This is a genomic window from Vreelandella sp. 162(4c) (assembly GCF_058152265.1).
Window position 1 is genome coordinate 1,584,423 of the sequence record NZ_CM176981.1, and the last position, 13,913, is coordinate 1,598,335.

Below are 13,913 nucleotides of genomic sequence, written 5' to 3' on the forward strand. Positions count from 1 at the left end.
AATGTTTGCTGTTAAACATCCACGAACGCTCTGGGGGATGGAAAACGCGATACCAAAACGCCCCGAACCAAGTCGGGGCGTTTTGCCGTTGCTTTACCTCTGGGATAGGCGGAATTACATCACCAGCGATAGCTCACTTTCGCGCTGATTTCGCGACCCGGATTATAGTAATCGGCCGTGCTTGAACCGACCACGTGCTGCTCGTCGAGCAAGTTGCTGACATTGACGGCTAGGTCGGCGTCTTTAGTGAGCTGGTAGCTGAAGGCCGCGTCAAACAGCGTTGCCGCACTGCTCTTTGACGTATTGGCGACATCAAAGTAGTAGGAGCCAATGTAACGGGCGCCGAGACCAACGCTCATATCCTGGCTTGGCAAGGTATAGTAGCCCCACAGCGACGCCGTATGTTTGGGTGCTGCGGTGAACTCGTTACCCTCTCTGGCTGCGTTGCTGTCGCGTACCACCTCCGACTCCATATAGGAGTAACCACCGGCCACGCTAAAGCTATCGGTCAACTCAGCCTTCGCTTCCAGATCAAGACCCCGTACGCGGGACTCACCCACGGTTTCCCGCTCGATAACGCCATTGTCCTGTACAACCGAGATGGTGACGTCGTCCCTGGTTAGGTCATAGATGGCCGCCGAAAACAGCGCATTGGTACCAAAGGGGGAATATTTCGCACCAATTTCGTACTGCTCACCCCGTTCGGGGTCGACACCAATCGTGGGCGGTGCGACCGACTCCACCATGCTGACATAGGTAGAAATTTCGTCGGTGACCCGATAGGTCAGCGCACCGCGAAGTGAGGTCTCAGAGAAGTCATCGGAATCGGTAACGCCCGCCATGTTGGTGCTTGAGACATCCATCGAGTCGTTGCGCACACCCGCTGTCACAATGAATCGGTCATAGAAGGACAAATTCTGAGTCAGGAAAACAGACTCAGTGGTGAAGTCCTGCTTGTTGCTGCTGTAGACGTTCAGGCTACTCGGGGCACCGCTAAAAACGGGATTTGCGATATCAATGGAGGTCGCATCCCCGTAAAACGAACGGTCTTCGGTTGAAGCTTCGCGATACTCGACACCCACGAGCGTGCTGCTATCGACCTGATCAAAGCGGGCGTCGTATTGCAGGATAGCGTTGCCGATCAACTCCTGGGCTTCGTTGTCCGTTCCAAAATAGTCGCGATCCACCACGCTACCAACTCGCGCCGCGGAGTCAGTGATATAAACGTAGCCGAAGTCATCAGTCAGGTCGCTATAGCGCAGATTACCCCGCAGCGTCAGCCCGTTGTTGAAATCATGGGTGAGCTGTCCGGTAAGGCTGGTACGCTCAACATCGTGATAATTAAAATCAGGCTCACCAAAGAACTCGCTGCGATCGTACTCCCGGTCGAGTGGATAACCGCCGCTGTTAGGGGTGTCGTCACGCTTCAGGTAATCGAAGATAACGCTTGCTGAGGTGTAATCTGTCGGCTCCCAGGCCAAGCCCCCCATCAGGAAACCATTGTTGTCTTTGGAGTGATCGTATTCGCGGTCGCTGTCTCGGATGGTGCCGGTAAAGCGGTAGGCCACTGTCTCGTCAGCGTTCAGCGTGTCACCCACATCAACACCGGCTTCTTTTGCGTCAAATGAACCGTAGGAGAGATAGCCCTCTCCAAAACGCTCAAAGCGTGGCCGCTTGCTCACGAAGTTGACCGAACCACCTGGATCCGCCGGGCCAAACAGGGTGGAGTTGGCCCCACGCAACACTTCAACGCGTTCGTAGGCGTAAGGCTCTTCGCGTACACCGCGCATTGAGCCTAGCGTAAGCCCGTCACGGTAGGTGGTGGCCTCGAATCCGCGAATTTTAAAATAGTCGTTACGGTCATCGGTGCCGTAATAATCAGTGAGGACGCCTGGCGTATATTGCAGCACTTCCTCGGTGGTAGAGGCGTTGCGCTGCTCAATCTCCTTCTCAGTGACGACCGACACGGAAGCGGGGGTATCAAGGATACTGGTAGCCACCTTACCGCCGACCCATAGCTCTTGGGCCACTATCGAGTTGGCATCATCATCAGCGTAAGCCTGAGCATTGACGATAATGGGAGCAAGGCGATAGCCCTCATTACCTTCACTGCTCTCGCCGGTTTCCTGGGCGTTCCCAATCATGGGAATAGTCACCAGCGTGGTGCCGCACAGAATGGCGGTAGTGGTCTGCTGCCACCGTAACCAACTTGCGTTGCGCCGGACTGTGCTACTGCTATCAGTCATGTTGAAGATCCCTTGAAATGATTAAACCGGCCCTGCTCGCCTTATGGTTTTCTTTTAAAAGGCCGTGAGAGTATCCAAAGGTGGCAGCACCTAGTCAATAGTAATAACACAAATCATAATCATTTATTTTGAACTTTAGTTCATGATTGCAATACACGTATGAGGTCATGCACCAACCGACTACCCGTCCTATATCTGCAGCGCTCGTGTACCAGCGGCATCTGATCAACAAATAAAAAAAGCCCCGTGTTATCCAAAACACGGGGCTTTTGACAAAGGAGTGTGGCCTGGCTCAGTGTGCCTCGACAGCGGCACGCCCTTTGATGATAGAGCGGGCAAGCATCAGATACGCCACCGAGCCACAGGCGGCCATGGCCAGAATGACCGCTTCAAGCGTATGCGGCAACATGGCGGACAATGCGCTCAGCAGCCCGGCGACACCGAACTGTGCTGCGCCCAGAAGCGCTGCGGCCGTCCCGCCACTGGTGGGAAAGAACTCCAAAAAGCAGGCCTGAATATTCGGAGAGATCGCCCCCACCGCGCCGATGGTCAGCATCATGGCGGCGAGGAAGGCGTAAAGCGACCAATCCATAAAGGCAGCCATCACCAGCAATACTATACCCACTGCCTGACAGCCCGTTGCCAACTGCAGGATACGCAGTGACGGTAGCCTGGAAAGCAACACTCGATTGAGAATGTTGAAAATAAGCATCGCGACGATATTCGCCGCAAACAGCATCGAAAAGCTTGAAGGCGACTGGCCGAAATGCCCCTGATAGATAAATGACGCATAGGTGATGAACATCATCAGAGTAGAAAACGAAGCAGCCTGCCAAACGATGAACGGCAGCGCCGGTTTTGTCGACAGTACCAGTTTGTAACGCGCCAGCAGGCTCATCTTAGGGCTTTTCGCGCGCGACACCTTTCCCGGGCCGGTAAACAGCACCCGCACCAGCAACGGCACCAGCAGCACCGCGTACACCGCCAAGGCAAAAAAGATATAGTGCCAGGAACCCAGCGCCAGAATCGCGCTGCCTACGCTCGGAGCGATTCCAGGTGCCAGCACCATGATAAAGCCCATCATCGAGAACAGTTTCGCGGCGTCGCGGCCCGCCACCCGGTCGCGCACCAGCGCCGGCACAGATACCAGGGTAAAACCGGCGCCAAGAGCCTGAACTGCCCGCCCGCCGAGCAGGGTGTTCAAAGAATCCGCCATACCAATGACGATGCTTGAGAGCGCAAAAATCGCCAGCCCGCTCATCAGCACCCGCTGGCGCCCGAAGCGGTCTGAAAGCGCACCGCCGATCAACTGGCCAAACGCCAACGCGAGTACATACACTGAAACGCTCAACGATACCGCCTGCTGAGAAATCCCCAGCGATTCACCAATAACCGGAAAAGCCGGCAGATACGTATCCATGGAAAACGGGCCCAGCATCATGGTCATTGCCAGGCTCAGCACCACAGTGAAGGGCGTTTTAGATTGGGTCATAGAAGCTCGCGGTAAAAGGGCGTAATGATGGACAACATCAACGATATGATACCGACTGATGCTATCAAGGCAATCGAACAGAAAACGAGGGATACGCTGCCGGGCGGTAATTGACAAAACACACAGCCAGTTTGTTATCGGTTAGCGCGGCTATGCAAAAGAGTGTGCTCAAAGCTATTTTAAAAACACACCCCCAACGAGGAGACCAGGATGTCTACCCCTCAGCCAGAACGACTCCATCTCGACAGCGATGCAGCGACCGGCTACCCCAACTCCCCTCTACCAGTGCTGGTTTATCGCCAGGTTCTCGATATCAGCAATGCAGAGGAGCGGGCCGATGCCTTTGAAAGCATGTTCAAACACCACGGTTGGCCGCCTGCGTGGCGCTACCACCTGTATGACTTTGATCACTTTCACTCCACCGCCCATGAAGCACTGGGCATCTTCCGTGGGCAGGCCCGGGCACGGCTAGGTGGCCCTAACGGCCAGGAGCTGATGCTTTACCCGGGCGATGTGCTGGTGCTGCCGGCAGGAGTTGGGCATGCCAGCCTGGAGGCGGACGATGATTTCTGCATGGTAGGCGCCTACCCACCAGGCCAAAAGCCGGAAATAGAGCGCGGTGATCCCGCACAACTTGCAGCAGCAAAAGCCCGAGTCGCTGCCGTTGCCTTACCCGAGGATTCCCCGGCAGGAGGTTCACTAGCGGAGCTGTGGCGGGAAGGCTCTTAGCAGGTGGAAGGCAATTGGCAAGCTCGACGATTAATTAGCTTTTCGACGAACCGGAGCAGTTTTTAACTATTTATGCATAATCTGACGCTTCACCTGAGGAGTTTTAACAATGTAAGTAATATCTTGGGGAAACGACCAATGTAATGTGTGAAATATCATTAAATAGGTCGTCGGAAAAAGAGTACTCTATAGCACCATATATTGCTAACATGGCTTATTCTCTGCATTTATACTATTTTTTTCTACATAAAATCGTGGTTTCTCAGCCAATACAGCAGCCTTTTTCAATAAATAAAAACCAGCACTAAAGGGAGCTCATGGAACTCAGACACTTAAGATACTACATTGTCGTCGCCGAACAACTTCACTTCGGGCGCGCGGCTAAATTACTTAATATATCGCAACCACCCCTAAGTAATCAGATAAAAAACCTTGAAGAAGAAATCGGCGTTCAGCTTCTTATTAGGAATAACAAGGAAGTCCGCATCACGCCAGCGGGTCAGCATTTTCTCGAAGCGGCAAGAAAGTGCATTGCGACGCTGGATAAGGAAATAGCCTTTACTCAAAGAATAGCACAAGGCAAGGAGGGATCTATTTCAATCGGATTTAGCGGTACTATGTCGTTTCACTTGATTCCATCTATCGTTAAAGACTTTAAAAGAAGCCATCCAGGTATCGACATACGTTTGCAACAACTTACCACTCACAATCAGATTGTCGGCTTGATACATGGGACAATTGATGTCGGATTTCTTGTCTCTCCTGTCTCAGACAAACGAATAGACAATATCACGATACTAGAAGAGCACTTCGTTGCCTGTCTTCCTAAAAGCCATTCACTAGCGACCACTAACCAGGAGGTCGACGTAAGTAAACTCAGTAATGAAAACTGGGTGATGACACCCCGAGAAGCAGGGCACGGTTACTATGATGCGATAATGGCTCTGTGTAAAGAACATGGCTTCAAGCCCAATGTCATTCAGACAGCTCAGGAGCAGCAAACACTGGTGGCACTCGTGGCCGCCGAAATGGGCGTTACGCTACTTCCCCACTCGGCCACCTACATAAAAAATGACCATGTGGTGTACAAGTCGATTAATTCAGATGTGCAAAAGGTCAGCTCGATGGCGTGGAATTCCAATTTATTGACTGATACGGCACGTTTCTTTATTCAGTATATTGAATCGAAGATAAATGAAGGCACGATCGAAAAGCCGATCGTGCCTAAAACTTATCTGCTTTCTTAAAAAGGGCCTAGGTTGATGGCCACCGCAATGCTTAGCGCCGCAGCCCCAATGGCTATCCAGATTAATAGCAAAGGGATCACGAACTTAAGCCATTTAAGCCATGGAACCCCACCGATCGCAATACTGGCCATTAAAATTCCCGACGTAGGGGTAATAATGTTAGTAAAACCATCACCAAAGTTATAAGCCAGCACGGCAACTTGCCGGGTCAAACCGATAGTGTCTGCTAATGGCGCCATCACGGGGACAACAATCGCCGCCTGACCGCTGGCAGAACTAATGATGATATTGAACGCCAGATTGAACCCGTACATACCTAGTGCCGCCAACACATTAGGTAATGGCTGAAGTACCATCGCAATCGAGTTAACAATGGTGTCCAGAACGTAAGCGTTTTCGAGCACGACCACAATTGCCCTGGCAAGGCCCACAATTAATGCTGCGTACAGCATTCCTTGCGCACCTCTGATGAACAGATTCACATACTGGTTTGCGGGTACCTTTTCAATCGCCGCCGTTCCCAGGCTTATTACCAAGAACAGCGCGGCCATTTCATGCAACCCCCATCCTAAGTTAAAAATGCCCACTACGTAGCCAATCATACAGGTCGAAAAGTATCCCAATATCACCTTATGTTTCCGAGTAAACTCGGCGGGGATTGTGTTAGCGTTTTCAACCTCTGTGGGGAAAGGTGTAGCGCCCAGCACAGATTTACTTTGATCTTTTGAAACTTTGGAAATGTAATGACAAAGATAGGCGATCGTCGACGCTAAAATGCAGAGGTAGACGGCAAAACGAAACCATAGGCCGCTGAAAATGGGGAGCCCCGCGATCTCTTGACCAAACCCGGTGGTAATCGGATCCAAACCGCCAATCGTGTAGCCTGCATATGCTCCCAGGTAAATAATCGCCACGCCTGCTACCGCATCTAGCTTAAAGGCTCTGGCGATAATGATGCCGATGGGGATAAATGCAATAACAGCCGTTTGTAACGCGCCAATAAACCCCGCTGCCGAAAAAGCGATAGACACCGCCACTATCAACGCATATTTTTTATCCTGCGTTTTCTTGATCAGCTTCATAATGCCAGCCTGAATGGCTCCTGTGTGATCCAGGATGGCGAACGAGCCGCCAATGGTCAGCACAAGAAAGATAATGCTGGCAGAATCGATCAAACCAGACTGTATCGAAAGAAAAAAATCATAGAGCGTGGTGGGACTTGCAGGCAACGCTTCATAGCTACCTGGCACCACCATAGCAGTGCCACTTTCTGTTGTACGCTCAAAGCTGCCTGCTGGAATGAACCACGTCGCTATTGATGCAATCATTAGCATCGCGAACAGGATGACATAGGAGTCAGGTATATTTTTCTTCTTTTTAACAGCTGAGGCATTCGGGTCTATTTTTTTCATTTTTACCTCTCTAAAACTTATAAGGGCAAGGTCAAAGGCCTCACCCTATTGTGAATTAACCAATGATTAGCGACTCGAAGTCTCTGGGAAAGTAAGTGATCATATCCATACCCTTTTCCGTTACCACGATAGTGTCGGAGTGTCGGAAAGCGCCCAGGCCATCGACATACAGCCCCGGCTCAACGGAAAAGACCATGCCTGGTTCAAGCAGAGTGTGATCTCCCAGGTCGAAAAATGGGGCCTCGTGGTTTAAAAGTCCCATGTTATGGCCGGTATGATGTTTAACGTATTGCGTTAAGCCATTATCCTTAAAGTATCGTTGCACCTCTTCCTCTACTTTAGAAGCGGGAATACCTGGTTTAATAGTTCTAAAAGCTACTTCCTGCGCTTCATACATATGATTGAAGAATATTTCCTGTTCTTTTGTTGCTTCTTCAATAAACATGGTACGTTCTAGCTCGCTCTTGTAGCCCCAAACATCGCAGGCCGCCTGCGAGACAACATTGAACCCTTTCTTGAACATGGCGTTCTGGTTTTGCGAATGAGGGAAAGCCGAATGCGGGCCAATCTGACCGCGATAGAATGCATGCGCTGGCGATCCATAGGAACGATAACCTGCGCCCAGGGTTTCGAACATCGCCTTGGTCGCTTCCTGGGTAGCGCGGCTTTCCGCCTCCATTTCACGGCCACCCGCATGGGTATACTTAGTCAGCAGGTTGTGCGCCAAATTACCCCATCGGGCAGACTCTTTAATCAGCTCTATTTCCGTCGATGATTTAATATAACGCTGCTCTTCAACGAGCCCTTTGATAAGCACCTTATCGGCAAAAGTGATCAGTGAAGTAATTGCCGGCCCCGCATAGCCCTTTGCTGACCCATACCCCTCGGCATCAATGCCAACACTTAAAGAACCAAAGTTCTTATCCTGAAGTACCTTTTTGAGATACTCCATCGGATGAGTAATGCCAGGGTATTCAGGGTAATCGTAAGAAGTACTTATAACGGCGTATTCTTGTGCATGCTCTACCTCCATGCGGGGCACAAATAAACTGAAAAAGCCCTGTGCATCCACAATAAGAGCAATCGGCCTTTCTGAAGGGCGGAAGTTAAATCCTGTAAGATAGAAGATATCGGTAACACTAAAAAGCAACGCTGCGTCGCAGTGCTTATTTTTAAGATTAGTTAAAAAAATTTCTTGCCTTGCTTTAATTTCTGAAACAGAAATTTTCAAAATCATGTTGCTAGCTCCTGAGTTAACCACCTCAGGAAGCTACCAGTGCCCTCACGTGAGGGTAAAATACTATATAAATGTCATTCGATATCTTATAAATATCATTAATGGAGAACCAAACCGCTCAACTTGAGCGGTTTGGTTGTTTATTTCCAATGTATTGCATACTAACCGAGCGTATTCTTACGCTTGATTAGAAAGGCCCGTAGTTAATCAACACAGCGGTAACTACAAAGGCGATGCCCACTAGCGTCCAGAGGCATACCAACGGAAACGCGAAACGTACCCAGTTACTCCATGGCACTCCGCCCACGGCAAGCACAGACATCAACACCCCCGATGTCGGCGTAATAATATTGGTGATCCCATCACCAAGCTTGAATGCAATCACCGCCGTTTGCCGAGTGATATCAAGCATATCCGCAAGCGGCGTCAAAATCGGCATCACTACAGCTGCCTGACCGCTACCAGAAGGCACCAGGAAGTTGAAAAAGAGGTTGAATACAAAAACAGCGAGCGCACCCAACATGGAGGGAAGCGTACTCAAGGGCACAAAAATTGAATTCACTACCGTATCGAGAATCATCCCCTCGGCCATGAGCACCGTAATGCCTTTGGCAATGCCAATAATAAAGGCACCATATAGCATACCTTTGGCCCCCTTCATGAACATCTGCACAAACTCATTAGGCGAGAAACGAGCGAGTGCAGCGCTTCCTATCCCATTGATCATAAAGATGGCAGAAAGCTCATTAACGCCCCATCCCAAACCTAAAGAGCCATAAATAAACACCGCCAGGCAGGCAACAAAGAAGATTAAAATGACCAGATGCCGACGCGTAAACGTTAAGTTCTCATCATCGGACCCAATGGCTTCAGTGCTAAAGGGCTGATTCCCCATCAAACTACGGGCGGGATCGTCGCTAATGCGTTTGATATACCGACACACATAAGCAATTGTCACTGCCAGTAGCACGAAAAATAGCGCCACCCTAAGCGGCGCGCCAGAAAATAGTGGCAGCCCTGCTATAGATTGCGCGATACCCAGCGTAATAGGATCGAAAACAGCCGCCGCTGAGCCCGAAAAATAGCCCAGATAGACAATGGCGATCCCCGCGATCGCATCTAACTTAAGCGCTCGTGCCAACACGATACCCAACGGAATAAAGGCAATAACGGCATTCGACCCAACGCCAATGGCAGATACCACGCCAAATACAAAAGACACCACAATCGCGAGCAGATATTTACGCCCCCGGGCTTTATCAACTAGGCTTTTGATACCTGCATTGATCGCACCAGTAGACTCCACCACTGCAATCGCACCGCCCATTACCAGAACTAAAGCAATGAGGTTTGCTGAGCTGATAAAACCGTTTTGAATAGAAAGAAAAATATCGAAAAAATTAAGGCCGCTAGACTCCACCAGATGAAAACTGCCGGGAATAACCGTAGGACGCCCCTCTGTGGTTCGCTCAAACTGGCCCGAGGGAATAAAGAAACTCAATAGCCAAGCCACCAGTAATAACCCAAACAGAATCACAAAGGCATCGGGCATGGCCATTCTTTGTATTGATCTAGTTTTCACGTTGAAATTTCCTGAATATTTTTTCATATAGTTATTTATTTAACGCACTGACAAACGGCTGAATGGCGTATCAGACCTGCCGTATCAACGCCGCCAGGATCGCCGCACGCGGTACAATTGAGGCTATTTCAATGTGCTCATATTCCGCATGGGGGGCAGCGCCAGTTGCACCCAGCCCATCAAGGGTGGGAATACCTTTGGCTGCAGCGAAATTGCCGTCGCTTCCTCCACCTACCGAGGCTTCCGTAAGCTCAATGCCGAATGCACCGGCAGCGTGCTGGGCAAGTTCAAACAGACGAGCCGTAGCATGTGTTCGCTCCATCGGCGGGCGCGTCATGTCACCGCTAACGGTTAGCGTTACGCTGGGATGAAATGGGGTACTTTGATAAATGGCATTGTAGAGCCGCCCGGCTTCTTCCAGCGTCGTTACCCGAACATCAATACCTAACTCAGCTTCCTCCGGCACGACATTAAGTGGGCCACCGCCACGTACCATCCCAACATTCACTGTGGTTCCCAGGCCGGGGTCGGCCAGACTATGTAAGTACTGAATCTGGTGGGACAACTCCTCAATCGCACTCACCCCTTCTTCAGGGTTATTGCCCGCATGAGCTGCTTTACCCGTTATATGCATGTAAAAGCGTCCAGAGCCTTTACGTGCCGTTTTCAAAGCGCTGCCATTAGCCGTGGCAGGTTCAACAACCAGCACCACATCGCTCGCAACCGACTCCTCCTCAATTCGTTGTCGCGAGGTAGGGCTACCTAACTCCTCATCACTGGTACATAGAAAACGAATACGGGCATTGGGAAGCGCATCGAGTTCAACGAGTGCTTTGACAGCCCAAATGGCTTGAACAATACCTGCTTTCATATCCAAAATGCCGGGACCGTAAAACTTGTCCGTCTCACGGCGGATAGCGAGCCGGCCGATATCCCAAACCGTGTCGAAATGCCCCAAAATAAGAATCTGACGATCCCCCTCTCCTAGCGTGAAGCCAAGATGATCGCCCTTTTCAGTTTGTGGGAACGTTTCCGCCTGACATTGGAGCCGGTCTTGAAATAACTGGCGCAACATTTGACCACAGGCGTCCACTGCGGCTTTATCATTTGATGGCGATTCAGCACGTACCAACGCTTCAATATCATCGAGAATAGAACGCTGATGCTCTTGCAGATAAGTGTGAAGGGTATTCATATAGCCTCTCGAGTAAGAATGACAGCCTCTAAACAGCAGCAACTCAGAACAGCGTTGTGCTATTAGGCGCACGGTCAGTATGTGAGGGGCGTAACAAGGAAAGAATAAGAAGCACGCAGCCGAATCGTTGCGTTCAAAGCAACGGTTAAGAAGCCGGTGAAGGATAGAGAGAATGGTGCAACAACGCATAGACCAGGGAATTACCGAGCATCGACTGGCTTACCTTTACGAGGTTGCCATGCAAGGAGGTGTTAGAGCGGCTGCCGAGTCAGTCGGCGTTAACCCTTCGGCCATTAGCCGGCAAATAGCACTGCTTGAGCGCCATCTGCAAATTCCCTTGCTCGAAAAACAGGGAAGGAACGTCACGGTGACCCAGGCGGGAAAGCTACTGATCGAGCACCACCGGGAAATGCTGTATCGGCGGCGTCAGTTAGCCGAGACACTGCAGGATATGCGCCACTTGCGTCGAGGCAGTGTCAGCCTACGAGTCGGGCAGGGTATGATCAGTGAATTTGTGGAAGGGCCTCTCCAACAGTTCAGTGCAGATTACCCTGATGTGTTTGTCGATATTCACTCTGGCAACATGAGTGAAACAATCAACATGATGCTGCGGGGCAAAGTGGACATGGCGATCAGCTTTGGTCCATTAGGCGATCCTCCGGTCATGGTTCGCAGTTTTAACCGCGGCCCCATTTGCGCCATAGTGCCGCCACATCATGCTTTGGCAGGCCTTGAAGCCATTACGCTTGAAACCCTGGCCCCCCAGCGATTGATCTTTATGGCAGAACAATTCGGCATCCAACAGTACATCAATGAAATGTTCAGCAGCCAACACCTAGCCCCTCTGCCCGCTTACCAGTGCAATCATTTTTCAACGGCTATTGCGCTCGCAATATCAGGGCTAGGTATTGCCTTCATGACGCGGCAGTCTGCCCGCCCATTGGTGGATCGTGGTGATATCGTTGCGATCCCTGTCGAGCACCCTTTATCGCATACCGCTACCTGCCATCTCATCCGTAGCCAAGGAAGAAGGTTCACTCCTGCCGCTGAACACCTATGGAAAGTACTCGCGAGCTCAATGCAATCACAGTCTGCCGGGAAGCGCTGAGCTTAAATCAGGTAGCGGTTAAATTTGGGGAGTAATTCGCGCCCAGTAATGCCCCCATATGAAACTGCCAAGGCAACCCGCCACGCTTACCTTAACAGCTAACACCGGGGCTAGAACCACATGGATGTACCAGTGCCCGACCGACATCACTCGTGCGCACCCACCTTGTCTGGGTGGCTACCCAGCATCAGAAAAACCACCACCGACAGCAAGGCGATGAGAATCGCAGCAGCTGTTAGCAAGATCGAGTGCGTGGTGGAGAATGCCGCCTTCGCGGCCATGATGAGTGCATCCGCCTGATCTGCAGCCAGTCCTTGTGCCACAACGATGCTGTCGCTCATTGAGCGCGCTGCCTGTGCACCGAGGGCTGGCTCCAAGTGTGGCGGCAGTACAATAGTGCTGGTATAGACGCTCGCCATGAAAACCCCGAACAGGGTAATACCGAGCCCACTGCCCAATTCATAGCCGGTGGCTTCCAAAGAGCCTGCAGCCCCTCCTTTACTGGCATCCACGGCCCCCATAATGGCAATTGAGGAAGCGGTCAGGCCGATGCTCAGGGTGAGCCCCAGCACGGCCAAAGCTGTTGGCACTGTCCAGTCAGGCGCGTGGAAGTCAGCCTGCGCCAAGTAGCCCAACGCTGCAGCCGCTAACGCCATCGACATACTGGCCACCAGCCGTAAGCCAAACCGGTTGGACAGGTAACCTGCAACGGGCCCACCGACTGCAGCGGCCGCCATGATCGGCACCATGAACAAACCGGCCTGCAGCGGCGTCTTGTCCAGCACATATTGCAGCTCTTGCGCCAGCGTCAGTTCGACACCTGCCAGTGCGCCGGAAGCCACTAGCGCCATCACCATGCCAGCAACAATGGCCGGATGGCGAAATAGCGATAAGTCCAGCATCGGCTCCGCCGAACGCAACTGGATACGTGCAAACCAGGTCAGCATCGCTAGTCCCAGGAAGAGCACCAACCCTGCACGCCACAGCGGCTGCCCCGCACCCACCCCAGACTTGATGCCGTAAACCACCGAGATGATACCAACAAGCAAAATCAAGGCCTGACCGAAAGCCCATTTGCCTGGCGTCGTAGCCTCGTGGCGGGGCAGCAGCGCATAGGCGACCGGCGCCACCACTAGCATGATGGGCACATTGATGAGGAATACCGAGCCCCACCAGTAATGTTCCAACAAGACACCACCAATCAATGGGCCAACTGCCGCGCCTGCGGCCCCAACCGTTCCCCATAGGCCAAGCGCCATCGCACGCTCGCGCTCATCTTCGAAGGTTTTGCGGATAACACCTAGCACACAAGGCATAATCATCGATCCGCCAATGGCGAGCAGCACTCGAGCACCGATCAACATGACGGGTGTCGTCGAGAATGCCGCCAGTAGTGACGCCACCCCGAACACCAAGAGTCCGGTCAGCAGCACACGACGCGTACCGATTCGGTCAGCCAGCGTGCCCATCGGCACCAGCAGGCCCGCCATCAGCAGCGGATAAATATCGATGATCCACAGCACTTCGGTGCCAGTGGCACCTAGCGCCGGCGTCAGTACAGGTATAGCGACGTGCAGGATCGTCATGTCGATGACAACGGGCAGGAACGCCAGCATTACAGCAAACAGAACTAGCCAACGTTGTGGGATAGCAGAAAGCATTAGC

Annotated in this window: 10 protein-coding genes; 3 read left to right on the forward strand and 7 right to left on the reverse strand. The window is 51.8% G+C overall.

What is annotated here, in order from left to right:
* Positions 1–119 precede the first annotated feature (119 nt).
* Both AC4EYZ_RS07125 and AC4EYZ_RS07130 read right to left on the reverse strand, forming a co-directional pair.
* The gene (locus AC4EYZ_RS07125; protein ID WP_190373890.1) at positions 120–2,246 is read right to left on the reverse strand and encodes a TonB-dependent siderophore receptor; all 2,127 of its coding nucleotides are present in this window, start codon (positions 2,244–2,246) and stop codon (positions 120–122) included.
* Between the two features lie 292 nt (positions 2,247–2,538).
* Entirely contained in the window at positions 2,539–3,738 is a 1,200-nt protein-coding gene (locus AC4EYZ_RS07130) for a Bcr/CflA family efflux MFS transporter (RefSeq protein ID WP_190373891.1), read from the reverse strand.
* A gap of 210 nt (positions 3,739–3,948) precedes the next feature.
* Here AC4EYZ_RS07130 and AC4EYZ_RS07135 point away from each other — a divergent pair, with 210 nt between their 5' ends.
* Complete coding sequence (locus AC4EYZ_RS07135; protein ID WP_230804764.1) at positions 3,949–4,467, forward strand: cupin domain-containing protein; 519 nt, start codon at positions 3,949–3,951, stop codon at positions 4,465–4,467.
* A 317-nt stretch (positions 4,468–4,784) separates the two neighbouring features.
* The gene (locus AC4EYZ_RS07140; RefSeq protein WP_190373893.1) at positions 4,785–5,714 is read left to right on the forward strand and encodes a LysR family transcriptional regulator; all 930 of its coding nucleotides are present in this window, start codon (positions 4,785–4,787) and stop codon (positions 5,712–5,714) included.
* Here the strand turns inward: AC4EYZ_RS07140 and AC4EYZ_RS07145 are convergent.
* From AC4EYZ_RS07145 to AC4EYZ_RS07160, 4 genes are all read right to left on the reverse strand, one after another.
* Entirely contained in the window at positions 5,711–7,126 is a 1,416-nt protein-coding gene (locus AC4EYZ_RS07145; RefSeq protein ID WP_474192861.1) for a YfcC family protein, read from the reverse strand. The two genes, AC4EYZ_RS07140 and AC4EYZ_RS07145, sit on opposite strands and share 4 nt — an antisense overlap.
* Positions 7,127–7,181: 55 nt before the next feature.
* Positions 7,182–8,363 (reverse strand): M24 family metallopeptidase, encoded by a 1,182-nt coding sequence (locus tag AC4EYZ_RS07150; RefSeq protein ID WP_159176158.1) that lies wholly within the window; start codon positions 8,361–8,363, stop codon positions 7,182–7,184.
* Positions 8,364–8,550: 187 nt separating this feature from the next.
* Positions 8,551–9,945 (reverse strand): YfcC family protein, encoded by a 1,395-nt coding sequence (locus AC4EYZ_RS07155; RefSeq protein ID WP_212751702.1) that lies wholly within the window; start codon positions 9,943–9,945, stop codon positions 8,551–8,553.
* Positions 9,946–10,015: 70 nt separating this feature from the next.
* Entirely contained in the window at positions 10,016–11,140 is a 1,125-nt protein-coding gene (locus tag AC4EYZ_RS07160; protein WP_138801309.1) for a M20 family metallopeptidase, read from the reverse strand.
* A 172-nt stretch (positions 11,141–11,312) separates the two neighbouring features.
* Here AC4EYZ_RS07160 and AC4EYZ_RS07165 point away from each other — a divergent pair, with 172 nt between their 5' ends.
* On the forward strand, positions 11,313–12,248 hold the full coding sequence (locus AC4EYZ_RS07165; RefSeq protein ID WP_190373896.1) for a LysR family transcriptional regulator: 936 nt from the start codon (positions 11,313–11,315) through the stop codon (positions 12,246–12,248).
* A 146-nt stretch (positions 12,249–12,394) separates the two neighbouring features.
* On the opposite strand, the gene AC4EYZ_RS07170 is transcribed toward AC4EYZ_RS07165, so the two are convergent.
* Positions 12,395–13,909, reverse strand: coding sequence for an MFS transporter (locus AC4EYZ_RS07170; protein ID WP_190373897.1), 1,515 nt, complete (start codon positions 13,907–13,909; stop codon positions 12,395–12,397).
* Between the last annotated feature and the right edge of the window lie 4 nt (positions 13,910–13,913).

Coding starts and splice junctions, on each gene's coding strand:
- AC4EYZ_RS07140 (WP_190373893.1), top strand. CDS start 4,785: ATGGAACTCAGACACTTAAGATACTACATTGTCGTCGCCGAACAACTT.
- AC4EYZ_RS07130 (WP_190373891.1), bottom strand. CDS start 3,738: ATGACCCAATCTAAAACGCCCTTCACTGTGGTGCTGAGCCTGGCAATG.
- AC4EYZ_RS07170 (WP_190373897.1), bottom strand. CDS start 13,909: ATGCTTTCTGCTATCCCACAACGTTGGCTAGTTCTGTTTGCTGTAATG.
- AC4EYZ_RS07150 (WP_159176158.1), bottom strand. CDS start 8,363: ATGATTTTGAAAATTTCTGTTTCAGAAATTAAAGCAAGGCAAGAAATT.
- AC4EYZ_RS07165 (WP_190373896.1), top strand. CDS start 11,313: ATGGTGCAACAACGCATAGACCAGGGAATTACCGAGCATCGACTGGCT.
- AC4EYZ_RS07125 (WP_190373890.1), bottom strand. CDS start 2,246: ATGACTGATAGCAGTAGCACAGTCCGGCGCAACGCAAGTTGGTTACGG.
- AC4EYZ_RS07145 (WP_474192861.1), bottom strand. CDS start 7,126: ATGAAAAAAATAGACCCGAATGCCTCAGCTGTTAAAAAGAAGAAAAAT.
- AC4EYZ_RS07160 (WP_138801309.1), bottom strand. CDS start 11,140: ATGAATACCCTTCACACTTATCTGCAAGAGCATCAGCGTTCTATTCTC.
- AC4EYZ_RS07135 (WP_230804764.1), top strand. CDS start 3,949: ATGTCTACCCCTCAGCCAGAACGACTCCATCTCGACAGCGATGCAGCG.